Source organism: Streptomyces pseudoechinosporeus, from assembly GCF_054783935.1.
This window is the reverse complement of record NZ_BAAGPS010000032.1, coordinates 135,466-161,208: the sequence shown is the minus strand read 5'-3', so window position 1 is coordinate 161,208 and position 25,743 is coordinate 135,466. Positions and strand designations below refer to the sequence as shown.

General features: G+C 70.7%; 17 protein-coding genes and 1 pseudogene. 4 read left to right on the top strand and 14 right to left on the bottom strand.

Going from position 1 to position 25,743, the window contains the following annotated elements; translation table 11 throughout:
* Positions 1 to 84: 84 nt before the first annotated feature.
* The 4 genes from ACYVO6_RS30695 to ACYVO6_RS30680 all read right to left on the bottom strand — a co-directional run bounded on the left by ACYVO6_RS30695 (position 85) and on the right by ACYVO6_RS30680 (position 3,650).
* Positions 85 to 408, bottom strand: a complete 324-nt coding sequence (locus ACYVO6_RS30695; RefSeq protein ID WP_461066845.1) for a hypothetical protein — start codon at positions 406 to 408, stop codon at positions 85 to 87.
* Positions 405 to 773 (bottom strand): WhiB family transcriptional regulator, encoded by a 369-nt coding sequence (locus ACYVO6_RS30690; RefSeq protein ID WP_262007304.1) that lies wholly within the window; start codon positions 771 to 773, stop codon positions 405 to 407. The genes ACYVO6_RS30695 and ACYVO6_RS30690 overlap by 4 nt, the downstream gene beginning before the upstream one ends.
* Positions 774 to 947: 174 nt before the next feature.
* A complete protein-coding gene (locus ACYVO6_RS30685) occupies positions 948 to 1,262 on the bottom strand; it encodes a hypothetical protein (RefSeq protein WP_461066843.1) in 315 nt (104 codons plus the stop codon).
* Positions 1,263 to 1,427: 165 nt separating this feature from the next.
* A complete protein-coding gene (locus ACYVO6_RS30680; RefSeq protein WP_461066841.1) occupies positions 1,428 to 3,650 on the bottom strand; it encodes an ATP-dependent DNA helicase UvrD2 in 2,223 nt (740 codons plus the stop codon).
* A gap of 194 nt (positions 3,651 to 3,844) precedes the next feature.
* Between ACYVO6_RS30680 and ACYVO6_RS30675 the strand changes: the two genes are divergently transcribed.
* A complete protein-coding gene (locus ACYVO6_RS30675; RefSeq protein WP_461066839.1) occupies positions 3,845 to 4,087 on the top strand; it encodes a mycoredoxin in 243 nt (80 codons plus the stop codon).
* A 7-nt stretch (positions 4,088 to 4,094) separates the two neighbouring features.
* Here ACYVO6_RS30675 and nudC read toward each other — a convergent pair whose 3' ends face one another.
* The 5 genes and pseudogenes from nudC to ACYVO6_RS30650 form a co-directional block, all read right to left on the bottom strand.
* The gene (nudC, locus tag ACYVO6_RS30670) at positions 4,095 to 5,042 is read right to left on the bottom strand and encodes an NAD(+) diphosphatase (RefSeq protein ID WP_352374032.1); all 948 of its coding nucleotides are present in this window, start codon (positions 5,040 to 5,042) and stop codon (positions 4,095 to 4,097) included.
* A gap of 120 nt (positions 5,043 to 5,162) precedes the next feature.
* A pseudogene (locus ACYVO6_RS30665) lies at positions 5,163 to 5,372 on the bottom strand (peptidase M20); the annotation flags it as partial.
* Positions 5,373 to 5,382: 10 nt separating this feature from the next.
* On the bottom strand, positions 5,383 to 8,919 hold the full coding sequence (locus ACYVO6_RS30660) for an ATP-dependent DNA helicase (protein WP_461066836.1): 3,537 nt from the start codon (positions 8,917 to 8,919) through the stop codon (positions 5,383 to 5,385).
* A gap of 134 nt (positions 8,920 to 9,053) precedes the next feature.
* Complete coding sequence (locus ACYVO6_RS30655) at positions 9,054 to 12,500, bottom strand: ATP-dependent helicase (protein WP_461066834.1); 3,447 nt, start codon at positions 12,498 to 12,500, stop codon at positions 9,054 to 9,056.
* 257 nt (positions 12,501 to 12,757) lie between these two features.
* Positions 12,758 to 13,123 (bottom strand): MGMT family protein, encoded by a 366-nt coding sequence (locus ACYVO6_RS30650; RefSeq protein ID WP_461066832.1) that lies wholly within the window; start codon positions 13,121 to 13,123, stop codon positions 12,758 to 12,760.
* Positions 13,124 to 13,308: 185 nt separating this feature from the next.
* Here ACYVO6_RS30650 and ACYVO6_RS30645 point away from each other — a divergent pair, with 185 nt between their 5' ends.
* The 3 genes from ACYVO6_RS30645 to ACYVO6_RS30635 all read left to right on the top strand — a co-directional run bounded on the left by ACYVO6_RS30645 (position 13,309) and on the right by ACYVO6_RS30635 (position 19,407).
* On the top strand, positions 13,309 to 16,101 hold the full coding sequence (locus ACYVO6_RS30645) for a lysylphosphatidylglycerol synthase transmembrane domain-containing protein (protein ID WP_461066830.1): 2,793 nt from the start codon (positions 13,309 to 13,311) through the stop codon (positions 16,099 to 16,101).
* An 85-nt stretch (positions 16,102 to 16,186) separates the two neighbouring features.
* Positions 16,187 to 17,734, top strand: coding sequence for an alpha/beta hydrolase (locus tag ACYVO6_RS30640; protein WP_461066828.1), 1,548 nt, complete (start codon positions 16,187 to 16,189; stop codon positions 17,732 to 17,734).
* Positions 17,735 to 17,850: 116 nt separating this feature from the next.
* Positions 17,851 to 19,407, top strand: coding sequence for an alpha/beta fold hydrolase (locus ACYVO6_RS30635; RefSeq protein WP_461066826.1), 1,557 nt, complete (start codon positions 17,851 to 17,853; stop codon positions 19,405 to 19,407).
* Between the two features lie 95 nt (positions 19,408 to 19,502).
* On the opposite strand, the gene moeZ is transcribed toward ACYVO6_RS30635, so the two are convergent.
* The 5 genes from moeZ to ACYVO6_RS30610 form a co-directional block, all read right to left on the bottom strand.
* Entirely contained in the window at positions 19,503 to 20,681 is a 1,179-nt protein-coding gene (gene moeZ / locus ACYVO6_RS30630) for an adenylyltransferase/sulfurtransferase MoeZ (RefSeq protein ID WP_461066824.1), read from the bottom strand.
* Between the two features lie 63 nt (positions 20,682 to 20,744).
* Positions 20,745 to 21,494: a spherulation-specific family 4 protein gene (locus ACYVO6_RS30625; RefSeq protein ID WP_461066822.1), complete on the bottom strand. Its 750-nt coding sequence runs from the start codon at positions 21,492 to 21,494 to the stop codon at positions 20,745 to 20,747.
* Complete coding sequence (locus ACYVO6_RS30620) at positions 21,482 to 22,441, bottom strand: NAD-dependent epimerase/dehydratase family protein (RefSeq protein WP_461066820.1); 960 nt, start codon at positions 22,439 to 22,441, stop codon at positions 21,482 to 21,484. Before ACYVO6_RS30620 ends, ACYVO6_RS30625 begins: the two co-directional genes overlap by 13 nt.
* A gap of 162 nt (positions 22,442 to 22,603) precedes the next feature.
* A complete protein-coding gene (locus tag ACYVO6_RS30615) occupies positions 22,604 to 23,887 on the bottom strand; it encodes a hypothetical protein (RefSeq protein ID WP_461066818.1) in 1,284 nt (427 codons plus the stop codon).
* Positions 23,884 to 25,662, bottom strand: a complete 1,779-nt coding sequence (locus ACYVO6_RS30610; RefSeq protein WP_461066816.1) for a DUF3492 domain-containing protein — start codon at positions 25,660 to 25,662, stop codon at positions 23,884 to 23,886. Before ACYVO6_RS30610 ends, ACYVO6_RS30615 begins: the two co-directional genes overlap by 4 nt.
* Positions 25,663 to 25,743: the final 81 nt, after the last annotated feature.

The window sequence follows — 25,743 nt, the reverse complement described above, 5'->3', positions numbered from 1 at the left end:
GCGATAAGCGGTTTGCTTCTACTGCCGTTGCCAACACCGAAGCTGTTGCGGCTGTTGCCTCAACGCGGCCTGTTCAATGCGGCCTTACTGCATGACCGCCATGGCCAGGGCGCGGCGAGCGCGCAGCGACGCGCGCTCGGCGCGGCGCTGCATCCGGCGGGCCGTCACCAGGCGGATGGCCCGGCGCTCGGCCTCGGCGGCGCGCTGCAGCTCGTGCATATGCGCACGAGCCAGGGCTTCTTGGATGAGTTGCATCTCTCGGGTCCTGTTCTGACGCGAGTCGTTCGCGCCGGTGGCGGTGAAGTCTGGAATCGCGGAGCCGGCGGGCTCGCTGATGGACGGCTTCATCGAGGCCTGCTTCTTGGGGTCGTGCGTCACGGGGCGATCGATCGTTCCTGTGGTGTTCATGCCGCAACCGGGTTCTTGCGCGGGCGGCCACGCGGCCGCTTCCGGGCGACAACGACACCCTGAACGAAGAGCTCGCCACCCCAGACGCCCCAGGGCTCACGCCGCTCCTTGGCGCCGGCGAGGCAGGCCTCGATCAGCGGGCAGGTGCGGCAGAGGGACTTGGCGTACTCGACATCTGCCGGGGACTCGGCGAAGAAGACCTCCGGGTCGTTGGAGCGGCAGGGGACGGGTACGCCGAGGTTCTCGATGGCGTCGTCGAGCGCGGTGAGCGCAGTGAGCGGGGTCAAGGTGGAGTCCTCCGTGAGGCCGGGCGGGGGGATCGTTTCGGAAGGCGGTACGGACGGGGCGTGCGCTTCGAGTTGCACGGTTCGTCTTCCTCGTCTGGTCGTGCCGGCCGGTTGGCCGGTTGGCGGCTGGTACCGGGTTCTTTTCTTGTCCCGAGGCCCCTTCGCTCTGCCGTCCCTGGTCGGGGACAAACAGAAGGGCCGCGGATCCCGGGTGGGGTTCCGCGGCCCTGAAGGCGCCGGCCTGATCGCCGATCAGGCTGGATCACTCCAGGGTTCAGGCCCACGGAAGGCCCACATCGTGTGGTGCAGCTGCTTGCGGGATCCGGCACCGGCGGCCGCAAAGGCATAGGCCTGCGCCTGCGCCTCTACTGCTTCCAGTGCCTTCATCGGTCGCTCATTGCGCTCACTGACGGGAAGACCCGCGAGAGACACGGAGGACGCCGGCCGGACAGCAGGAATGCCGGACAGACCGGTGCCCAGGTTCGAGAAGCCGAGCAGGCACGTGGAGACGACCGAGCGATCGGTCATTTTGACGGTGCTGATGGAACTGGTGTTGATGCTGATCACTGGAATCGCCTCCTCTCGGCGTCTCAAGGGACCGGGGGTGAGCCGGTCCGACGGTTATTAAGTACAGCACGGAACCAGGGCCTTCGAGAAGGCCGCCGCTTCCGTGCTTAAGAACCTATGGGGATTCCTGGGGCATGCGCAAACTATTTTCTCGACGAGTTTGCATCAGTCCTCATCATCCCCCTCTTCAAGCTCCTGACCTGCACAGATGGCCAGAACTTCGGTTCCGTAGCGGTTGAGCTTGCGGTTGAGGACCCCCGGGATGCGAGCTAGTTCGGCCGGAGTGGCCGGTACCGCTTCGGCGATGGCCATCAGTGTCTTGTCCGTGAAGACGCAGAAGTCCGGTTGTCCGCTGCGCTGCGCCTGATCCGCTCGCCAGTCACGCAACCGCTCGTACAGGCCCTCGTCCATGTCGGAGGGGCAGCCCTCACAGCGCATCAGTTTCATCTCACCGGCGTCGGTGAGGCTGCGACCGCAGACCCGGCAGCGGGCCGGCTGACGGGTCACCCGCCGCACCACGCCCTCGACGCCACCCGTGACACCGCGCTCGATGCCACCGGAGCCGCCCACGCCACCTCGGGTCGGGGCGGCGGTGGAGCCGGGGCGCAGTCCGTCGAGGAAGTGGCTGGGGCGGCGGTTGGGACGGCTTCCGGGCGAGCGGGACAGTGCCCAGGAAACGGAGAGGTGTTGTCTGGCGCGGGTGACGCCGACGTAGAGAAGGCGGCGCTCCTCCTCGATCTGTTCCTCGGTCTTTGCGTAAGTGATCGGCATCATGCCTTCGGTGACGCCGACGAGAAGGACGACGTCCCACTCCAGGCCCTTGGCGGAGTGGAGGGAGGCGAGAGTGACGCCCTGGACGGTCGGGGCGTGCTGGGCGGCGGCACGCTCGGCGAGTTCCGCGACGAGGTCGCCGAGCGTGGCGTCGGGCTTGGCGGCGGCGAAGTCCTGGGCGAGGTGAACCAGGGCGGCCAGTGACTCCCAGCGCTCGCGGACCGCGCCGGATCCGGCGGGCGGCTCACTGGTCCAGCCCTCGCTCGACAGCACGGCTCGTACCTGCGCGGGCAGGTCCACGGCGTCGTCCAGGAGGGAGTCGTTGCCCCCGAAGCGGCCTGCCGCGCGCAGACCGTGGATGGCCCTCTTCACCTCCGGGCGGTCGAAGAACCGCTCGGCGCCACGCAGTTGGTAGGGCACCCCGGCGTCGGCGAGGGCCTGTTCATAGATCTCGGACTGGGCGTTCGTACGGAAGAGGATGGCGATCTCGCTCGCGGGCACGCCGGAGGCGATGAGGTCGCGGATACGGCGGGCGGCGCCCTCGGCCTCGGCGGGCTCGTCGGTGTACTCGGTGTAGACCGGCTCGGGGCCCGGGTCGCGCTGGGAGATCAGCTCCAGACGGTGCTCGGCGGCGCGGCCGCGGGCCTGGGCCAGCAGGCCGTTGGCGAGGTGGACGACCTGGGGCGAGGAACGGTAGTCACGGACCAGCTTGACGACCGTTGCGCCGGGGTGGCGGGCGCGGAAGTCGAGTAGGTGGTCGGGGGTTGCACCGGTGAAGGAGTAGATCGTCTGGCTGGCGTCGCCGACCACGCAGAGGCTGTCGCGCTCGCCGAGCCACAGTTCCAGGAGGCGCTGCTGGAGAGGGCTGACGTCCTGGTACTCGTCGACCACGAAGTGCTGGTACTGGGCGCGGACCTCATCGGCGATGTCGTGCCGGTCCTGGAGGATGCCGACGGTCAGCAGCAGGACGTCTTCGAAGTCGATGACACCGCGGTCGCGTTTGACGTCCTCGTACGCGGCGTAGAGCCGGGCGATCTCGCCCGGGTGGCGGGGGGCTGCTCGGCCGGTCTTGGCGGCCATCGCCGCGTAATCGGCGGGGACGGTCCGGGTGACCTTGCACCATTCGATCTCGGCTGTGACATCGCGCAGTTCGCCCCGGTCGAGGCGGACGCCGCAGGCGGCTGCGGCGTCGGCGACGAGCTGTATCTTCCGGTCGACGAGCCGCGGCAGGCTGCCGCCGACCGCCTTGGGCCAGAAGTACTGGAGTTGGCGCAGGGCGGCGGAGTGGAACGTGCGTGCCTGGACTCCGGAGGCGCCGAGCTGGCGGAGGCGGCCGCGCATCTCGCCGGCGGCGCGGTTGGTGAAGGTGACGGCCAGCACGCTGGAGGGCTGGAGAATCCCGGCGCGCACTCCGTAGGCGATGCGGTGGGTGATGGCCCGGGTTTTGCCCGTGCCGGCTCCTGCCAGTACGCACACCGGGCCGTGCAGGGCGGTGGCGACCTCGCGCTGCTCGGGGTCGAGGCCTTCGAGCACCGCGTCGGCCCCGCTCGGCGCAGCCGAGTACTGAGAGCTGCCGGAGCCCTGCGGGAAGAGGGTGGAGTGCGTTGCTGCTGTCACCCCGCCATGCTGCCAGTTCGGCGGGTGCGGGTACGCCGGTTGTCCACAGGCAGACACTTGCAGTCGTACTAATGCGGCAGGCGCGGCCCCGGCCTCCGGACCCCGCACCGTCGGCGTACGGGAATGGTGGACCCGTCACGTACGTTCCACTCACTGCGAATACGCACCCCCAGCAGCAAAGGAGCGCGAGACACATGCCGGGCACTGTGACGATGTACAGCACCACGTGGTGCGGCTACTGCCGTCGGCTGAAGAGCCAGATGGACCGCGAGGGCATCGCGTACGACGAGATCAACATCGAGCAGGACCCGGACTCCGCGGCGTTCGTGGAGAAGGCGAACGGCGGCAATCAGACGGTTCCCACCGTTTTGTTCCCGGACGGTTCGACCCTCACTAACCCTTCGCTGGCGCAGGTCAAGCAGAAGATCGGGGTCTGAGCCCCCGTTAGAGGGCCGTGCCCGGCTTCGGCAGGGGCTTGCCGTACCAGAGTTCGATCAGGCGGGCCGCAATCGAGATGCCGTAGGGGGGAAGCACCTCCCCGGACTCGAAGGCGGCCCGTAGCTCTTCGCGGGAGAACCAGCGGGCTTCGTGGATCTCGTCGCCGTCGACGTCGATGTGCGCCGAGGTGGCACGGGCCATGAAGCCCAGCATGAGGCTCGAGGGGAAGGGCCAGGGCTGACTGGCGATGTACTCGACCTCCCCGACGGTGACGCCGGCCTCCTCCAGGACCTCGCGGCGTACCGACTGCTCAATGGACTCGCCGGGCTCGACAAAGCCGGCGAGGGTGGAGAACCGTCCCTCGGGCCAGTGCACTTGGCGGCCGAGCAGGATGCGGTCGTCGTCGTCCGTGACGGCCATGATCACGGCCGGGTCGGTGCGGGGGTAGTGCTCGGCGCCGCAGGCGGGGCAGCGGCGGATGTGACCGGCCGCGGCGATCACGGTGCGTTCGCCGCAGCGGGAGCAGAAGCGGTGCAGGCGCTGCCAGTTCTCCAGGGCGACGGCGTGCACCATGAGTCCCGTGTCGCGAGGTGACAGGAGCAGGCCTGCCTCGCGCAGTCCCGCGGCGCGTGCGGACTGGTCCATGCGGCCGGGGAGCGCGTCCTTCTGGAGTGCGAAGTAACTGACGCCGTCGTCGTCGGTGCCCAGGAAGTAGCGGTGTGCCTCGGTGAGAGGGGCTTCGAAGGAGGGGGTCATCACGAGTTCGGTGGTGCCGTCCTCCGTCTCGTCGATGAGGACCTGGCCACCGGAGACCACGAACGCGCGGGTCGTGGGGTGGCTCCACGCCGCGGCGAGCCAGGCTTCGTCGAGCCGGTGGTGGGCGGCCCGGTCGATGCCGCTCGGGGCGGTGAGCGAGATGGGACGGTCGGCGGTGTGATCGGTCCAGGTGGTCACGGGTGCTTCCAACTCCCCCGGTGGAACGGGTATTTCAGCGGGACGTGCGGCAGGACTCGGCGGCGTTCGGCGGGCTCTTTCAGTGTGCATCGCGCCCGTTGTCCGCTAGGTCGCCCCGTCCGCGGCGGGGCCCGCACCGCCCTCGGCGGTCGGGAAGCCGGTCTCCCGGGGTTTCGCGGCAAGCCAGTCGGCACTGCGCCGTATGTCCGCCGTGCGCTCGGGCCGGGCCGGCACGGACGGAATGCGCGGCCACTCGGTGAGGTCGTCGAGGAAGGCGGCGCGGTGGTTCTCGATGTACGGGCGGACGGCGCTGTCCGAAGTCTTGCTCATGTTCACGAGCCTATCCGCCCGCACTGACATGCTGGTCCGGCGGTTCGTCCCAGGACGGCTCCTCCAGGAGCAGCCGCTCCAGTGCGGCCCGGTCCGGCAGATTCTCGGGCCGTACGATCTCGCCGCCGCGTACGTAGAGGAAAGCGGCCTTGACGGACTCCAGGGGTACGCCGTGCTGCTCGGCCCAGGCGAGCCGGTAGAGGGCGAGCTGGAGGGGGTCGGCGGTGCGGCTGCGGTTGGTCTTCCAGTCGACGATCTCGTACGTCGTCTCGTCGCCGTCGCCCTCCTTGTAGACGGCGTCGATGCGGCCTCGTACGACTCGTCCGGCGATCTCGAGCTGGAAGGGGGCTTCTACGCGGTAGGGCGTGCGATGGGCGTACAGGGTGCGTTCGAAGGCGTCCTTGAGTGCCTCCAGGTCGCGTTCGTCCGCGATCTCGGCCTCGCTGCCGGGCAGTTCCTCCGGCTCCAGCATGGGCAGCCGCAGCTCTTCGAAGCGGGTCTCGACCCAGGCGTGGAAGCGGGTGCCGCGGCGTGCGGCGCGCTGCGGGGCGCGTGGCATGGGGCGCGCGAGCTCCTGCGCGAAGGCGTCCGGGTTGGCGGCCAGGCTCAGCATCTGGGATGCGGTCAGGGAGATCGGCAGAGGTACGTCCTTGACGCTCTCGCGGGTGCGCAGGAGCTCTCCGGTGAGGGCGTCCAGATCGCGGTCCCAGGAGGCGATGGTGCGGGCTTCCTCGGGGGTGAGGGGCGCGGTCTCCGGTGGGTGCGGGAGGGCGTCCGGGGCGGGGGTGGGGCGCGGGATCCTCGGCCGGTTCCGAGGCCATGACTCCGGGGGGGCTGGGGGCTCGTCCGCGAATTCGGCCTCTCCGTACGGCCCGTCCGCGAATTCGGCCTCTTCATGGAAGGCTTCGTCCGCGTACGGAGCTTCGTCGGCGAAGTCACCGTCCCCGTAAGGAGGTTCGTCCTCCTCGGGCGGAGGCGGCCAGTCCGGATCGCCGTAGGGGGCTTGGACGTCGTGGGCGGACGGGTGGGCCGCCTCGTGGGAGTGCTCGGACTCCAGGTGGGCCAGCACCGTTGCCGCGGCTGCTCGTCGGCGGGCCAGCGCCGCGTCGTCCAGCGGGAGGGGCCACACGTGGTCGCCGGTGGCCTCATGAAGCGCCGGATTCTCCTCGTCCTCCTCGGGTTCGTCCGCCCAGACCTCGGTCTCGCCGTGCCCGGCCGCGCAGTGCTCGTACAGGGCCTGCAGGAAGTCGGAGGGTCCGCGTGGCTTCTTCTGGGAGGGGCCCCACCAGTGGCCGGAGCCGAGGAGGAGGGAGCGGGGGCGGGTGAACGTGACGTAGCCGAGGCGAAGTTCCTCGGTGTGCTGATGGTCCTTCATGGCCTCATGGAAGGCCTTCATGCTCCTGGAGTCCCACGCTTCGATGTCGGGCAGTGTGTCGGCGTCGCCGCGCAGTTCGTGGGGCAGGACCTTGCCCTGGGCGGTCCACTTCTCGCGGCCCTGAGTGCTGGGGAACGTGCCGGTGACCAGTCCGGGGACCGCGACGACGTCCCACTCCAGGCCCTTGGACTTGTGGGCGGTGAGCACCTTGACGGTGTTCTCACCGCCCGGCAGGGCGTTGTCGAGGCCCTTCTCGTACTGGGCGGCCGTACGCAGGAAGCCCAGGAAGGCAAGGAGGGTGGCCTCGCCGTCGTTGGCGGCGAAGGACGCGGCGATGTCGAGGAAGTTGGACAGGGTTTCGCGGCGGCGGGCGGCCAGGGCGTGCGGGGACGCGGAGAGCTCCACCTCCAGGCCGGTCGTGGCGAGGACTCGGTGCAGGACGTCCATCAGCGGGTCGGCCAGCGAGCGGCGCAGGTCACGCAGTTCGGTGGCGAGCCGGGCGAACCGCACGCGCGCGTCCGGCGAGAAGGGCAGCCCGTCGTCGTCCCCGTCGCCTCCCAACGGCGTCTCCAGGAAGGTGTCGAGGGCATCCGCGAGCGAGATCACCTCGGCCGGATCGACCCCCTCGACGGCCGCAGCGAGCCGGCGGTCCGGGTCGTCGTCGGCGCCCACGCGCGCGTGGGACACGAGGAGCCGTGCGCGGCGTCCCAGGAGGGCGAGGTCGCGGGCGCCGATGCGCCAGCGCGGGCCGGTGAGCAGGCGGACCAGGGAGGCGTTGGCGCCCGGGTCCTGGAGGACTTCGCAGACGGCGACGAGGTCGGCGACTTCCGGGAGGTGCAGCAGCCCGGAGAGGCCGACGACCTCGACGGGAATGTCGCGGGCGACGAGCGCGCCCTGGATCTCGGCGAAGTCGGTCGCGGTACGGCACAGGACGGCGATCTCGCCGGGCACCTTTCCGGTGCGTACGAGATGGGCGATGGAGTCGGCGAGCCAGTCCATCTCCTCGGCGTGGGTGCGCAGCAGCGCGCAGCGCACCATGCCGTCGCGTTCGGCACCAGGGGCCGGGCGGAGGGCCTCCACGCCCGCGTGCCGGGCGCGTAGGGGCTCCGCGAGGCCGTTGGCGAGGGTGAGGAGTCGGCCGCCGCTGCGGCGGTTCTCGCTGAGCGCCTGGCGGGTCGCGGGGCGGCCGTCGGTGTGCGCGAAGTGCTCGGGGAAGTCGTCGAGGTTGGCGACGGAGGCGCCGCGCCAGCCGTAGATCGCCTGGCAGGGGTCGCCGACGGCGGTCACGGGATGGCCGGTGCCGCCGCCGAACAGGCCTGCCAGGAGGATGCGTTGGGCGACCGACGTGTCCTGGTACTCGTCGAGCAGGACCACCCGGAACTCGTCGCGCAGGATGTCGCCGACCTCGGGCCGGGTGCGGGCGAGCGTCGCGGAGAGTGCGATCTGGTCTCCGAAGTCGAGGAGGTCACGCTCACGCTTGGCCGCCCTGTAGTGGCCCACCAGTTCGGCCAGTTCACGGCGCGCGGCGGCCGTCTCCGGGACCTTGCGCAGGTCGGCGTTGGTGAGTTTGGCGCTCTCCAGATCGCGCAGCAACGCGGCGTCGTACGCGCGCAACTGCTCGGGCCGTACGAGGTGTTCGGCGAGTTCGGAGTCGAGCGCGAGGAGGTCGCTGACCAGGTCGGGGAAGGAGCGGGTGAGCGCCGGGTAGGGCCCCGGGGCCTCGCGCAGGACGCGGGCGGCGAGCTGGTAGCGGGTGGCGTCGGCCAGGAGGCGCGCGGTGGGTTCGAGCCCGATGCGCAGGCCGTGGTCGGTCAAGAGACGGCCTGCGAAGGCGTGGTACGTGGAGATGGCGGGCTCGCCCGGCGGGTTGTCCGGGTCGATCACATCGGGGTCGGTGACGCCGGCCTTGATCAGGGCCTTGCGTACGCGCTCGGCGAGTTCGCCGGCGGCCTTGTTGGTGAACGTCAGGCCGAGGACCTGTTCGGGGGCGACCTGCCCGGTGCCGACCAGCCACACCACGCGCGCGGCCATCACCGTGGTCTTGCCGGAGCCGGCTCCGGCCACGATCACCTGCGGGGCGGGCGGTGCGGTGATGCAGGCCGTCTGCTCCGAGGTGAACGGAATGCCGAGGAGCTCCTTGAGCTGTTCGGGATTGGTGATACGAGCGGGCACCTCAGAGAGGCTAACCGCGATCACTGACAGCGGGGGTCGCATCGGCTGCCGGGCCGGAGGATGCGCTGGTCAACACGCGTGGTGCGCTATGTCACTTCCGGTACCACTTGACGAGGCGACACCCTTGGGCGGGCTCACTCGACCACGTGGCGTCCCTCGGGACGTGCGCTGCACGACGCCCGGAACGCGCAGTGTGTGCAGTGTTGTCCTGTGCTCGGGGTGAACCGCTCGTCGAGGACCTTGCCCGCGGCAGTGGCGAGAAGGTCGCCGATCCACTCCCCGGAGAGGGGCTCTTGGGCCTGCACCTTCGGCAGGGTCTCGCCGCCGTCCTTCCTGGGGGCGCCCTGCCGGAGCTGGACGAGTTCGGCGCCGCCCGGGTCGGGGTGCTCGCCTTCGAAGGCCTCGTCGACGGCGCCCTCGCGTACGGCGAGCTGGTAGACGGCGAGCTGGGGGTGGTGGGCCACGTCGGCGGCGGTCGGTGCCTGTTTGCCGGTCTTGAAGTCGACTACGTAGGCGCGGCCTTCGGTGTCCCGCTCGACGCGGTCCATGGAGCCGCGGATGCGTACTTCGTAGGAGCCCGCTTCGAGGGTGATGTCGAAGTCGTGCTCGCTGGCCACCGGCGTACGGCCCGCACGGTCCAGCACATGCCACTTCAGGAAGCGTTCGAGCGCCACGCGCGCGTGCTCCTTCTCCTGCGCCGACTTCCAGGGGGCGTCGAAGGCGAGCGCGTTCCACACGGAGTCGAGGCGCTCCATGAGGACGGCGAGGTCGGCGGGGGTACGTCCGGAGGCGACCTCGTCGGCCAGCACGTGCACCACATTGCCGAAGCCCTGGGCGGCGGTCGCGGGGGTGTCGGCCTTCACCTCACGGCCGAGGAACCACTGGAGGGCGCAGGTGTTGGCGAGTTGGTCGAGGGCGCTCCCGGAGAGCACGACGGGCTGGTCGCGGTCGCGCAGCGGAACCTTGCTCTCGGTCGGCTCGTACATGCCCCACCAGCGATAGGGGTGCGCGGACGGCACGAGAGGGCGGCCGTCCTCGTCGCCGAGCGCGGCGAGCCGGGCCAGGCGGCGGGCGGCGGCCCCCCTGAGGGTGTCCGAGACGCGGGGGTCGACGATCGTGGCGCGCAACTCGGCGACGAGGGCGGCGACGGACAGGGGGCGGCGGGGGCGGCCGGTGACGTCCTTGGGTTCGACGCCGAGTTCGGTGAGGAAACGGGACGGCTGGTCGCCGTCGTCGGCGGGGGCCTTCACGGCGGTGACGACGAGACGTTCACGCGCGCGCGTGGCGGCCACGTAGAACAAACGGCGTTCTTCGGAGAGCAGCGCTCCGGGGGTGAGCGGTTCGGCGAGGCCGTCGCGTCCGATGCGGTCGGCCTCCAGGAGGGAACCGCGGCGGCGCAGGTCCGGCCACAGTCCCTCCTGCACGCCCGCGACGACGACCAGGCGCCACTGCAGGCCCTTGGAGCGGTGTGCCGTCATCAGGCGTACGGCATCAGGGCGTACGGCCCTGCGGGTGAGCGTGTCGGCGGCGATGTCCTCGGCCTCGATCTCCTCCAGGAAGTTCAGGGCGCCGCGGCCACCCGTGCGCTCCTCGGCGCGGGCCGCCGTCGCGAACAGCGCGCACACGGCGTCGAGGTCGCGGTCCGCGTTGCGCCCGGCCGCGCCGCCACGTCGGGCGGCCCGCTCCAGGCGCTGAGGCCACGGTGTGCCGTCCCACAGCTCCCAGAGCGCCTCCTCGGCCGTGCCGCCGCCGGCGAGGCGCTCACGGGCCTTGCGCAGCAGAGCGCCCAGACGCTGGGCTCCGCGCGCGTACGAGGGGTCGTGCGCGACCAGCCGCTCCGGCTCGGCCAGCGCCCGTGCCAGCAACTCGTCCGAGGGCGGCGGGACGAGGTTGCCCCCGGCGCGCTCCTCCTCGCGCAGGGCACGGCCCAGGCGGCGCAGATCGGCGGCGTCCATGCCGGCCAGCGGGGAGGCGAGGAGGGTGAGCGCGGTCTCGGTGTCGAGCCAGGGCACTTCCGGAGCGACGGCGGCTTCGGAGTCGGGCTCGGGCTCGGGCTCGGCGGCAGCGTCGGTGGGAGCAGGGGTGACGGTGTCCGCGCGCGCGGACGTGGCACTTCCCTCAGCCGACCCCTCTCCGTCGGCACCCGCCCCGGCTCTGGCCTGCTCGGCTGCCCGCGCTGCGTCCCGAAGTGCCGCCTCGGCCACCGCTTTGAGTGCCGTCAACAGGGGTGCCACCGCTGGTTCATGGCGCAGGGGAAGGTCGTCGCCGTCTATGTCGAGGGGGACGCCGGCCGCGGTGAGGGTGCGGCGGACGGTCGGGATGGTCCGGTGGCCGGCGCGTACCAGGACGGCCATCTCGCTCCAGGGGACGCCGTCCTCCAAGTGGGCGCGGCGAAGGATGTCCGCGATGTTGTCCAGCTCCGTGCCGGGGGTCGGGTACGTGTAGACCTCGACGCGGCCATCGTCCCGTACGGGAGTCAGCTCCCTGTGGGCGCGGACCTTCTCCGCCGGGAGGCGGGTCAGGGGCATGCGCCGGGTCAGCAGCCGGGTGGCGGCCAGCAGTCCGGCGCCCGACCGGCGTGACGTCCTCAGGACCTCGACCGGGGCCGGAGAGCCGTCCGCGCGTGGGAAGGCCTCCGGGAACTCCAGGATGCCGTTCACGTCGGCGCCCCGGAACGCGTAGATCGACTGGTCGGGGTCGCCGAAGGCGACGAGAGTGCGGCTGGCACCCGCGAGCGCGTGCAGCAGCCGTACCTGTGCCGGATCGGTGTCCTGGTACTCGTCGACGAAGACCGCGTCGTACTGCGCGGCGAGCCGTGCGGCGACCTCGGGACGGCGGGCGAGCAGCACCGCGCGGTGCACCAGTTCCGCGTAATCGAGCACTCCTTGCATATCGAGAACGTCGAGGTACTCGGCGAGGAAGGCGGCCGCGGCGCGCCAGTCGGGGCGGCCGATGCGGGAGGCGAACGAGTCCAACGCGTCCGGACCGAGCCCCAGTTCGCGACTGCGGGCCAGCACCGCGCGAACCTCGTCGGCGAAGCCGCGCGTCGTCAGGCAGGCGCGCAGCTCGTCCGGCCAGCGCACATGGGCGAGGCCGAGCCGCTCGAGGTCGGGCTGGCCCGCGAGGAGTTCACGCACCGCCACGTCCTGTTCGGGGCCGGAGAGCAGCCGCAGCGGCTCCACGAACAGGTTGCTGTCCTGGTGGGCGCGGACCAGGGCATAACAGAAGGAGTGGAAAGTGGTCGCCTGGGGCGCGCGGGCCGCCCCCATGCGCAGCGCCATGCGGTCCCGCAGCTCCACAGCGGCCTTGCGGCTGAACGTCAGCACCAGGACCCGCTCGGGATCCGTGCCACGCCCGATCCGGGCCGCCACGGACTCCACGAGTGTCGTCGTCTTGCCGGTGCCCGGACCTGCGAGGACGAGCAGCGGGCCCCCCTTGTGGTCAACCACGGCCCGCTGATCTGCGTCCAGCAGAGGGGGAGCCACCCGGACCGGCGGGGTACGCACCAGTCGGTAAGCGCCACGGTTCCCCTGCCGCCCCTGGTGGTGCGACAGGCGCCTGGTGGAGGAAGAGGAGCTCACGTGGTTCGCCGGTCCTGGTGGGTGTGCTGGTTGGCTTACCGCCGCGCGTGGGCGGCGGTGGCCGCGTGGTGAGGGGGATGCGCGCCGTTGACGCTACGCCCGTGAGGACAGCGGAAGGAGGGCTTCCGCTTCTTCCCTCCCGTCCCTCAGAACGCTTGCGTCCCCCGCATCACGAACGTACGCCATGCCACGAACGTGCCCAGTTTCCCCTGTACGGGCCGCTGATCCCCCTTTCGGGCGTCCGATGGCGGAAGCTGTCAAGTGTGACGTTCCGCGCGCTGCTCGCCGTCCCACCGCGCTCGCTTCATGTCGACGCGCGGCAGGTGGCCCTCGGAGGCTCTGCTCGCCTCCTTCAGGGGCGTGCCCTCCGCCTGGTAGTGGCCGAGGGCCTCCAGTTCGTGACCCGGGAGCAGCACGCCGTCCGCGCGTATGACGCGCCACCACGGAACGGCTCCTCCGTAGAGGGCCATCACACGGCCGACCTGACGTGGCCCCCCTTCCTCGAGCCACTCGGCGACGTCCCCGTACGTCATGACGCGGCCGGGCGGAATCAGCTCGGCGACCTCAAGGACTCGCTCCGCGTACTCCGGCAGGGCGTTCGCCGGAAGACTCTCCTCGCTCATCCGCCCCATCCTGCCCCACCCCACCGACAACGTGACGGAGCGGTGACCGAGCGTATACCTCGCCCGGGAGCGGCACTTCGGGCAGACTGTGCGCCCCCGCAATGCCCCCTGATGCCCCTCTGTGTCGGTGGGGCATGCCACCATCATCCGGGCGGTGACTGGTGATACGAGATCAAGAAGAGACGATGAAACAGCAAGGTGTGCACTCCGAAGATACGGAGGGCACCTCTGAGGTTTCGTCGCGCCCGGACACCGGCGACGACTCGGACGAGCGCACCTCGGACGCGCACAAGAAGGGCGACCACACCTCGGACGCGTACAAGAAGAAGGGCGTCCCGGCCGCCGACGCCCCGGACTCCGAAGCCGACGACGCCCACTCCGAAGCGGTCGAGGGCGACGAACCGCTGCTCCCCGCGCGCGTGCACCGTCCCTCCGACCTGATGCGCCTCCTGGTGGGCATCCTCGCGGTCGCGGTGCTGCTGGCGATCGCCGCGTTCGCGCACGGCACGACATCGGGACTCGCCCAGGACATCAACAAGGGCACCGACGAGGCACCCGACTTGCTGAGCGAGATCGCGGGGCTCGCGTCGAGCATCGCGATCCTCCTGGTGCCGGTCGCCTTCGCCATCGAGCGGCTGATCAAGCGGGACGGACTGCGGATCGCCGACGGCGTGCTGGCCGCGGTCCTCGCTCACGGGGTGACGCTCGCCACAGATCTCTGGGTCGCCAAAGCCGCCCCGGACTCGATCCAGAAGGCGCTCACGCAGCCCTTGCCGCAGGACATCCACGCCCTCACCGACCCGGTGCACGGCTATCTCGCGCCGGTCATCGCGTACATGACGGCCGTCGGCATGGCGCGGCGGCCACGCTGGCGTGCGGTGCTGTGGGTGGTGCTGCTGCTCGACGCCTTCTCGATGCTGGTCACCGGCTACACCACACCCTTCTCGATCATCCTGACGGTGCTGATCGGCTGGAGCGTGGCGTACGGGACGCTGTACGCGGTCGGCTCGCCGAACGTGCGGCCCACGGGACGGACGCTGATGGCGGGCCTGCGGCATGTCGGCTTCCATCCGGTGAGCGCCTCCCGCGAGGAGACACCGGAGTCCACCGAGAGCGGTGACCGCGGGCGCCGGTACTTCGTGACGCTGGAGGACGGCCGGCCGCTGGACGTCACGGTGGTCGACCGTGAGCAACAGGCGCAGGGCTTCTTCTACCGCGTGTGGCGGCGTCTGACGCTGCGAGGCATCACCACGCGCCGCAGCCTCCAGTCGCTGCGCCAGGCGCTGGAGCAGGAGGCGCTTCTCGCGTACGCGGCCATCGCGGCCGGAGCCAACGCGCCCAAGCTGATCGCCACCTCCGAACTGGGCCCGGACGCCGTGATGCTCGTCTACGAGCACATTGGCGGACGCACGCTGGACTCGCTGCCGGACGAGGAGATCACCGACGAGCTGCTGCGCGACACCTGGCATCAGGTGCAGGCGTTGCAGTCGCGGCGCATCGCGCACCGCAGGCTGGCGGGCGACGCGATTCTGGTGGATCGTTCCGGCACGGTGATCCTCACTGATCTGCGCGGTGGCGAGATCGCGGCCGGTGAGCTGCTGCTGCGCATGGACATCGCCCAGTTGGTGACCACGCTGGCCCTGCGGGTCGGCGCGGAGCGCGCGGTGGCGTCGGCGGTCGAGGTGCTGGGCCCCGACACGGTGGCCGACTGTCTGCCGATGCTGCAGCCCATCGCGCTGACGCGCGCCACGCGCGCGACGCTGCGAAAGCTGGCCCGGGAGCGGGCGCAGCGGGAGCGGGAGGCCGTGCTGGAGGCCTCTCGGCAGGCCAGGCCGGGGCGCGCCGACGAGGAGGCCGAGGAAGACACCGGGCCCGTCGTACTCGAAAAGCCCGGCAAGAAGGCCGTACGGGCCGAGAAGCGCTCCGAGAAGCGGGCGATCGACGAGGCCCTGGAGGAGGCACGCGAGGAGGATCTGCTCACCCAGATCCGCCACCAGGTGCTGCTGATCAGGCCGCAGGCGCCGGTCGAACCGGCGCGCCTGGAGCGCATCCGGCCGCGCACGCTGATCAGCTTCATCGCCGGCGCCATCGGCGCGTATTTCCTCCTGTCGCAGCTCACGCACATCGAGTTCGGCACGCTCTTCGACAACGCCGAGTGGGGCTGGGTCGCCGCGGCCGTACTCTTCTCGGCGCTCAGCTACTTCGCGGCAGCCATGAGCCTGCTGGGCTTCGTGCCCGAGCGAGTGCCCTTCCTACGGGCCGTCGCGGCGCAGGTCGCCGGATCCTTCGTGAAGATCGTGGCTCCCGCGGCGGTGGGCGGCGTCGCCCTCAACACGCGCTTCCTGCAGCGCGCCGGAGTGCGGCCGGGCCTGGCGGTGGCGAGTGTCGGTGCCTCGCAGCTGTTCGGTCTGGGCAGCCACATCGTGCTGCTGCTCGCCTTCGGTTATCTGACCGGAACGGAGAAGACGCCGTCGCTGTCGCCGTCCCGCACGGTGATCGCGGGTCTGCTGACGGTCGCGGTGCTGGTGCTCGTGATGAGCTCGATTCCGTTCCTGCGGAAATTCGTCGCCACGCGCGTGCGGTCGCTTTTCGCGGGTGTCGTGCCCCGCATGCTCGACGTGCTCCAGCGACCGCAGAAGCTCATCACCGGTATCGGCGGCATGGTGCTGCTGACGGCCTGCTTCGTGATGTGCCTGGACGCGTCGATCCGGGCGTTCGGCGGCGACGACATGCCCGCGATCAGCCTCGCCAGCGTCGCCGTCGTCTTCCTCGCCGGCAACGCGCTGGGCTCGGCCGCTCCGACCCCCGGTGGCGTGGGCGCGGTCGAGGCGACCCTCACGGTCGGCCTGATCGCCGTAGGCCTGCCCAAGGAGGTCGCGGCGCCCGCGGTGCTGCTCTACCGGCTGCTCACACTGTGGCTGCCGGTGCTGCCCGGGTGGCTGTTCTTCAACCATCTGACCCGCAAAGGCGCGCTGTAGGGCCGGTCCGGCGGACAGGTCCTGGCCCTCACCCGCACAGCCCGCGCCCCGAGCGTCCCGTCCCCCGCGAGCTCAGGATGGGAACATGCCGAATCCTTCCCGGCTGCGCGCCGCTGCCCTGACCACCGCCCTTGTGCTGTCCGTGACCGTCGCCGGGTGCGACAGTGACACCGACGACAAGGACGAGGACCTGGCGGCGCAGGAGCTGAGCTGGAAGGACTGCCCGGCACCGGCCGAGTCCCAGGGAGGCGGAGAGGCCCCGTCGGCTCTGCCGAACGGCGACGAGTGGCAGTGCGCGACGCTGAAGGTGCCCCTCGACTGGGACGAGCCCAAGGGAGACACGATCGGGCTCGCGCTGATCCGGGCGGAGGCCAGCGGTGCCAAGGAGAAGCGGATCGGCTCACTGGTCTTCAACTTCGGCGGCCCCGGGTCCTCGGGGGTGGTCTCGCTGCCCGCGTTCGCCGAGGAGTACGCGCAACTGCGCACCCGCTACGACCTGGTCAGCTTCGACCCGCGCGGAGTCGGCCGCAGCGCGGGCGTGGAGTGCGCGAGTGACGAACAGCTCGATGAGTACTTCCAGCAGGACGCCACCCCCGACAACACCGCCGAGCGGAGAACGCTCTTGGAGGACACGAAAGCGTTCAACTCGGCCTGCGAGAAGAACTCCGGGAAGATCCTCCCGCACCTGCGGACCACCGACGCGGCCCGCGATCTGGACCTGATGCGGCAGGTCCTCGACAACGACAAGCTGCATTACTTCGGCATCTCGTACGGCACCGAACTGGGCGGTGTCTACGCCCATTTGTTCCCCAAGAAGGTAGGGCGGGCCGTCTTCGACGCCGTAGTGGACCCGACCCGGAGTCCGGAGCAGGGTTCGCTCGGGCAGGCCAAGGGCTTCCAGCTCGCGCTCGACAACTTCGCCGAGGACTGCACCTCGAAGCAGGAGGCATGCCCGCTCGGCGACACCGCGCAGGACGTCAAGGACCGGATAGCCAGGCTGCTCAAGGACCTCGACAGCAGGCCGATCCCGGGCGCCTTCCCGCGCGAGCTGACCCAGACCGTCGCCACCGGCGGCATCGTGCAAGCGCTCTACTCACAGGATTACTGGGAGTACCTCACCGAGGGGCTCCAGCAGGCGTACGCCGGTGACGGCACGGTTCTGATGCTGTTGGCCGACGCGATGAACGGACGGAACGAGAACGGCGAATACAGCAACATCGCCTCCGCCAACGTCTCCATCAACTGCGCGGACAGCAAGCCGCGTTACACCACGGCCGATGTGGAGGCGAAGCTTCCGCAGTTCCGCGAGGCCTCTCCCCTGTTCGGCGACTATCTGGCGTGGGGTCTGCTCGGCTGTACGGACTGGCCCGTGGCGGGAGCCGCCGACGACCCTGACGTGAGCGCCGCCGGGGCGGCACCGATCCTGGTGATCGGCAACACCGGCGACCCGGCCACGCCGTACGAGGGCGCCCGCAGAATGGCGGACGAGCTGGGCAAAGGTGTCGGCGTCGAGCTGACGTACAAGGGCCAGGGGCATGGGGCGTACGGCAGCGGGAGCAAGTGCGTACGCGACGCGGTGAACGGCTATCTGCTGGACGGCAGGGTCCCGTCGACGGGGCTGGTTTGCTCATAAAAGGGCAGGTCACAAGGTTATCCACAGGTCACCACGGCTTGACTCCCGGTCTGCCTACTATGGCCTGACCGTCATTCGCGACTCGTGCGGATGACTTGCGAGGGGGTAAGGGGCTCATGGCGCGTTTCGTACGATCCACGGCGCTGGCCGCGGCCGCGGTGCTGGTCACCGGGCTTGCGGCGGGTTGCGGTGGCGGCTCGTCCGACGAGGGCAAGGACGACGGAAAGGCCAGCGCCACGCCGCCCACGGCGCCGTCCGGTTCGACGGCGAAGCTACCGGCCTCGCTCACCTCGCAGAAGCTCGACTGGGGCCGCTGCGGGGCCACCTCGGACGGACCCGCGCCGGGCGACGACTGGCAGTGCGCGACGCTCAAAGTCCCGCTGGACTGGGAGAAGCCGAAGGGCGAGACGATCGGTATAGCTCTGATCCGCAGCAAGTCCAGCGACGAGGACTCACGCATCGGCTCGCTGCTGTTCAACTTCGGCGGCCCGGGCGGCTCGGGCATCTCCATGATGCCGTCGTACGCGGCGCTGACGTCCGAGCTGCAGGAGCGGTACGACCTGGTGAGCTTCGACCCACGCGGAGTCGCGGCCAGCGAGGGCGTGCGCTGTCGCAGCGACCAGGAGATCCAGGCCGCCGAGTCGGTCGATTCCACGCCGGACACCGCGGCCGAGGAGACCTCCTACCTCAAGGACTCCGCCGACTTCGGCAAGGGCTGCGAGGAGTCGGCGGGCAAGCTCATGGCACATGTCTCGACGACCGACACGGCCCGCGACATGGACCTGATGCGCCACGTGCTCGGTGATCAGAAGCTGCACTACTTCGGCATCTCGTACGGCACCGAACTGGGCGGTGTCTACGCCCACTTGTTTCCCAAGAACGTGGGCCGCCTCGTACTGGACGCGGTCGTCGACCCGAGCGCGGGCACGGTCGGCCACGCCAAGAACCAGACGCGCGGCTTCCAACGCGCCCTGGACAACTACCTCAAGTCCACCGGGCAGGACCCCAAGGAGGGCTCTCAGAAGATCGCGGACCTGCTGAAGAAGATCGACGCCGAGCCGCTGCCGACATCGAGCGGCCGCAAGCTCACCCAGACACTGGCACTCACCGGCATCGTCCTCCCGCTCTACAGCGAGCAGACCTGGGCCGGCCTCACCAGCGCGCTGGACGCGGCGGAGCAGGGCGATGGTTCGGAGCTGCTGGCGCTCGCCGACAGTTACAACGAGCGTGACACGACGGGACGTTACGGCACGACGACGCATTCACAACGGGTCATATCGTGCTTGGACGACAAGGAGCGGCCGACGATCGAGGAGACGAAGAAGCTGCTCCCTCAGTTCCGGAAGATCTCGCCCGTCTTCGGCGAGTTCATGGGCTGGGACACGGCCGGCTGGTGCCACAACTGGCCGGTGGCCGGTCAGCACGAGACCCCGGAGGTCAGCGCGCCCGGAGCGGATCCCGTCCTGGTCGTGGGCAACACCGGCGACCCGGCGACACCGTACGAGGGTGCCCGCAAGATGGCGGACGAGCTGGGCAAGGACGTCGGCGTCGAGCTCACCTGGAAGGGCGAGGGGCATGGGGCGTACGGGAGCAGCTCCTGCGTGGACGGCACGGTGAACGCGTACCTGCTGGACGGGGAGGTGCCGGAGGACGGGAAGGTCTGCGAGTCGTAGCCCGGCCTGCAGAAGCTCGCACAGCAGGAAAGGGCCCGGCACACCCGGTGCCGGGCCCTTCCCCGCAAAGCCAGAGCCTGCGTCCAAGCCTGCGTCTAGTACACCGGCTTCTCGGGCTCGATCTGGTTGACCCAGCCGATCACGCCGCCACCGACGTGCACCGCGTCCGCGAAACCGGCGGACTTGAGCACGGCGAGGACTTCCGCACTGCGGACACCCGTCTTGCAATGCAGGACGATCTTCTTGTCCTGCGGGAGGGTCTCCAGGGCGGTGCCCATGAGGAACTCGTTCTTCGGGATCAGCTTGGCGCCGGGGATCGAGACGATCTCGTACTCGTTGATCTCGCGGACGTCGATGATCTCGATCTTCTCGTCGTTGTCGATCCACTCCTTGAGCTGCTTGGGAGTGATCGTCGAGCCGGCGGCCGCCTCCTGGGCCTCCTCGGAGACGACGCCGCAGAAGGCCTCGTAGTCGATGAGCTCGGTGACGGTGGGGTTCTCGCCGCAGACCGCGCAGTTCGGGTCCTTGCGGACCTTGACCTGGCGGTACTGCATCTCCAGGGCGTCGTAGATCATCAGGCGGCCGACCAGCGGTTCGCCGGTACCGGTGAGGACCTTGATCGCCTCAGTGACCTGAATGGAGCCGATGGACGCGCACAGCACGCCGAGGACGCCACCCTCGGCGCAGGAGGGGACCATGCCCGGCGGCGGGGGCTCCGGGTAGAGGCAGCGGTAGCAGGGGCCGTGCTCGGACCAGAAGACGGAGGCCTGGCCGTCGAAGCGGTAGATCGAGCCCCAGACGTACGGCTTGTTGAGGAGCACGCAGGCGTCGTTGACCAGGTAGCGGGTCGCGAAGTTGTCGGTGCCGTCGACGATCAGGTCGTACTGGCTGAAGATGTCCATCACGTTCTCGGCCTCGAGCCGCTCTTCGTGAAGGATCACGTTCACGTACGGGTTGATGCCGAGCACGCTGTCGCGGGCCGACTCGGCCTTGGAGCGGCCGATGTCCGCCTGGCTGTGGATGATCTGGCGCTGCAGGTTCGACTCGTCGACCTCGTCGAACTCCACGATGCCGAGCGTGCCGACGCCCGCCGCGGCCAGGTACATCAGGGCCGGCGAGCCCAGGCCGCCGGCGCCAACAGCGAGCACCTTGGCGTTCTTCAGCCGCTTCTGCCCGTCCATCCCGACGTCGGGGATGATCAGGTGGCGGGAGTACCTGCGGACCTCGTCTACGGTGAGCTCAGAAGCTGGCTCGACCAGGGGTGGCAGCGACACGGGGACTCCGTTGGTCGGTCAATCACTACGGTTGTTCTCCGCGTAACACTGCCACGCCCCTCTTCATTCCGAGACACCCGTTCCGAGGCGCGAGACGATTTCGTCCCAGTAGCCGGGCATGGTTTCCCAGGGGTCGACGCGACCGCCGCGGTCCGTGCGGTCGGTGAAGTAGATCGTCGAGGCGCCCTGCCAGCGGGCTATGCGCAGCGCCTCCTCGAGATGGCCGCGGGGCACGCTGTGCACGAAGTGGCAGAAGCGGTCGGCCGGGTGGTCGGCGGTCCACTCCGCCACCTGCGACCAGCGGTATTCGCTCCAGGGGCCGCAGAAGGTCACCAACTGGTCGGCGGTTTCGGCATATCCGGGATGCGGGTGGGAGCCGTGTCCGAGGACGATATGTCCCTCGCCGAGGAACGCGCGCAGGGTCGTGGCCGTACGGCTGACCTCGGGAAGCGCTGTCCGATCCGTGGGACAGCGGTCCAGAAAGAAGCCGTCGACCCGATACCAGTCGAGATACCGGTGCGCGTCCGATATCAGCTCGGCGAAGGTGCGTGCGCCGTACCTCACATCCAGGTGTCCCAGGACCCGGACACCCGCGTTGCGCAGTCGCCCCGCCGCGGCGAGGCAGTGCGGGTCGGGCCGGGCGCCGGGACCGTCGGCGACGTTGAGGACGACCCAGTGCAAGGGGGTGCCGGGGCGAGCGAGTTCGCCCCATTCGAGGGGGGCGAGGAGGGGGTGTGCATAGCCGGGGACGCCGAAGCCGAGACGTATGTCGGTGCTCGCGGTGCCCACCGCGGTGCTGGTCAGATGCGGCATGCCGCCTCCATCCAGATATCGGCGAGGGACTCTTCGAGGTGGATGCGGGGCCGCCAGCCGAGCCGGTCGCGTGCGGTGCGCACATCGGCCTGCTGCCAGCTGCCGCAGCCGTCGGGATAGGGGTACGCGGCCGGGGCCGTGTGCTCGGGTTCGGAGCGGGGGTGACCGATGGATGGCCTGACGATTCCGGGCGGGCTGTCGAGTTCGTGCAGCGCGCCGCCGTAGCCGGCCACGCGCGCGAGGACGGCGGCCGCGTCCCGGAGGCGTACGGCACGTCCGGAGCCGATGTTGATGACGCCCTGTGCGGCGGAGAGGGAGGCGGCGTGGACGGCGCGCGCGACATCGCGTACGTCGATGAAGTCGCGCTGGATGCCGAGTCCGCCCACCTTCAGTTCGCCGTCGCCGGACTGCATGGCGCGGCGCATGGCCTCGGCGAGGCGGCCGAGGGGCGAACCGGCGGGGGTGCCGGGTCCGGCGGGCGAGAAGACCCGCAGGACAACGGCGTCCAGGCCCGAGCCCAGGACGAGTTCGGTACCGGCGAGCTTGCTGACGCCGTACGGGCCGCCGGGGCGTGGCACGGCGTCCTCTGCCGTGCAGGAGCCGGGCTGGCTGGGGCCGTACTCCGCGCCGCAGCCGATCTGCACGAGACGTGCGTGGCAGGCGCTGCGGCGCAGGGCCTCGCAGACGGTGGCGACGGCGACGGTGTTGTGCCGGGTCAGTTCGCGGGCGCCGCCGCGGGTGGCGCCGGCGCAGTTGATGACGACGCCGGGGTGCACCGCGTCCAGGAAGCGGGTCAATGCGCCCGGGCTGCCACTGGCGAGGTCGAAGCGCACATCCGCGTCGTCGCCCCGGCCGAGCGCGGTGAGCTGCACGGCCGGGTCGGCGAGGAGGCGGTCGGCGACGTACCGGCCCAGAAATCCGTTGGCTCCGATCAGCAGCACCCTCATCGGGCGGCTCCCGGGGTGGATTCTCCGATACGGAGGGTGATCATCTCGTGTCTCCTTCAAGGGTGTTGCCATGGTTCGTCAGGGAGGCCCGCGGTGTCGGCCCCGCGGGAGGGTTGCGCTCAGCACGAGAGCCGGGCGCCGATGCCGGGCTCGGGGTGCGGTTCACGGCGTCCCACCGTGGTCCGCGTGGGCCGAGGCCCGGGTGAGGGTCCTGGTCGCGTGGACCAGGAGTACGAGCGCCGCGGCCCCGCATACGAGAGCCGGCAGGGCACCGGGCCCCCATGCGCCGGCCACGGTCTCGACGGGAACGGCGAGAAACGAGCAGCCGGGCAGGCGGCCCGCGAAGACACTCGCCACAGCCGTCGCCTCGATCGCGCCGACAGCGGCCAGGACGACAGCCGGGGCGCGCGTGAAACCGTGCACGGTGAGCAGCCGGGCGAGCAGCAGGAGCGCGCCGAGGGCGCCGGTTCCGGCGTAGGCGGCGGGATCGACGGGCTCGCCCAGCAGCGCCCCGCACAATGCGAGCAGTCCGCCCAGGACACAGAGGAACAGCCCGAACGCGCCCAGGAGCAGGGGCCGTACGGAGGCGGCGAACTCCCCCAGAGCTCGGCTGGCGGCCAGCCTGCGCCGGGCGCGTACGGCGAAGAGGTGGGCGCACCAGGCCGCCGGGGCACAGGCCAGGCCGAGGGCCGGCACGGAACCGAGGCGCACCGGCCAGGGGCCGTCGAGGTCACCGTTCGGCCAGCCGTCCGGGCCACCCGCGAGGGCGGCGGCGAGCAGGCCGTCGCCGAGGAGGGTGTACGCGAGGAGCCAGCAGGTCCACGCGCGCGTGCCCTTGGTCGTGCGCCACGCGCGCGTGGTGTGCAGGGGGCCGCTGCTCAGGGCCAGACGCAGGCTCAGGGCAATGGCGAGTACGCCCATGACGGCGACCGCGACGGCGAGGCGCGGCCGGTCCTCGGTGAGGCGCAGCCCCGTCACCGCCGCCGCGCACGCGGCGCCCGGCAGCAGGGCGAGCAGGGCCCAATCGGCGCGCATCTTGGGGAGTTTGACGGCAGCGGCCGCTGGGCCCGTCTCGCCGTCGCGGGGCACGCGCGCGTACATCTCCTCGGCCAGCGAGAACACGTCGCGATGCCGGAAGCGGGCCACGGTCCGGTCGGTCACCCCGTGTGCCTCCAGCCCCGCCGCGATCTCCAAGGGATCCACGGCCCGTTCGCACAGCTTGCGGTGACGGTGCATCAGGGCTTTCACGGGATCCGCGGGGACCCGGCTGTTGGACTCGTCCGACGAACCCGACGAACCCAACGAACCCGGAACATCCGGCGCACCCAGCTCACCAGGTGCACCAGGCGCGTCGGCAGTCACCAGCCACTCGTCCGACCCCGCATTCCACGCCGCGGCACTGCCCGGCGCCCCGCGCAGGTCCACATCCTGCCGCCGCCCGCTCATCGCGTCCCCTCCCCGGCGGGCACCCGCTCCTGAGCCGAGTCGGAAAGGGCGCCCGCCGCCCCGGCACCTGCCGCCCCGGACCCCGCCGGAGCCCCCGCAGCCCACCGCGGACCGCTCGCCGACACGGACCGGATCCCGGACCCGGCCCAGCGACCTCGCACATGGGCCTCGGCCGGTACGGCGAAGGGCAGCGGTTCGCCGGTGCCGTCGGTGGCTGCTCGGCGGACCGGGCAGTGCGAGACGATCTCCAGGTAAATGCTGTGAAATGCTGTGATGTTCTGCTCGACCGTGAACAGTTCGAGGGCACGCGCGCGTGCCGCCGCGCCGAGGAGTGCACGGCGCTCGGGGTCGCGCAGCAGGGCGACGCACGCCTCGGCGAGCGCCCGCGGATTGCATGGCGGCACCACCAGACCCGTACCACCGATGACCTCCACGACCGCGCCGACGTCCGTGGACACCGTGGCGCGCCCGCAGAACATCGCCTCGACGAGACTGATCGGGAAACCCTCGACGACGCTCGACAGAACGACCACGGCCCCGGCCGCGTACGTCTCCGCGAGACTCGGCAGGTCCGGCCCGCCGATCTCCTCGAACGACACCGGCGACACTGCCGACACCGGGTTGTCGCCGATCTCGCGTACGCCTTCCACCTCATCGGCGAAGAACTGTGCGGCCAGCGCCTTGCACTGGGCCAGATACGCAGCCCCAACCGGCCCTTCGGCAGGCGCGCCGACGATCCGCAGCCGCGTCTTCGGCCGCACTTTGCGGACCTCCGCGAAGGCCTGCAGCAGCGAGACGAGGTCCTTGCCGGGCTCGATCCGCCCGACCCAGATCAGCGTGTCCGGATCGGCGCGGTCCGCTCGCTCGCCCACGTCCCGGAAGCGGGACGCGTCCATGCCGGGACAGACCGTACGGAGCTTGGCGCGGTCGGCGCCGCAGCGCTCCTGCCAGCGGCGGGCGTGCGTATTGCCGGGCGTGATGAGCGCGGCCTGCCGGTACATCTCGGCCGCGAGCCGGCCATGGAACGCCGCGAGCAGCGCCCGCGCCGGGCCGGACTCCTCGCGCGAGCCCAAGTAGTGCGCCCGCAACTGCACGCCATACTCCGTGACCAGCAGCGGCACGCCCCAGAAGTGACGTGCGAGCAGCCCGGGCAGGGCCGCGGCTCCCCCGGACGTGGCGTGGCACAGGTCGACGGAGCCGAGTCCGTCCTCCTCGTCGTACCAGTCGAGCGACAGGGGCCGCAGGGCGCGCTCGATGCGGTCGGCGACGGTGAGCAGATCCGGGACGCGCGCCCCCCGCGCGGCATGCAGTGCGCCGGGCGCGCGGCAGGCGCTCTCCAGGGCGCGCACGGCGGTTTCGGAACGCAGGGCTCCGATCAGGCCGCCGCCCTCCTCCCGGACGAGTTCGGCAAGCCCGTACAGCGCACTGCCGAAACGGTCCGCCGCACTCGATGAGCCACCCCCGGAAGCCTCCCCGACGGCGTCCCCCGCACACACAGCCGCCGCCAACTCCCCGTAGCACTCGGCGAACCGCCGCCGCGCCCGGCGCCCATACCCCACGCCGTCATCGCCCGCGGTCCATAACGGCGCCGTGCGTACGCGGCCGACCTGGGGCGGAAGCTCGATCCAGCCCTCGCCCCGCTGCCGTTCGCTCCTACTGAGCGCGTAGACGTCGAAGTCGTGCTGCCCGAGCCCGCGTACGAGCCGGTCGCACCAGAGCCTGGCGTCACCGCTCACATATGGATAGCCACCCTCCGTAAGCAGTCCGATGCGCACGAGTGCACCCCTGATCTTCCGTATGGGGAGCCGCCGTTGACCCGGCGACTCACAGCGGAACGAACGTACGCGGACATGACC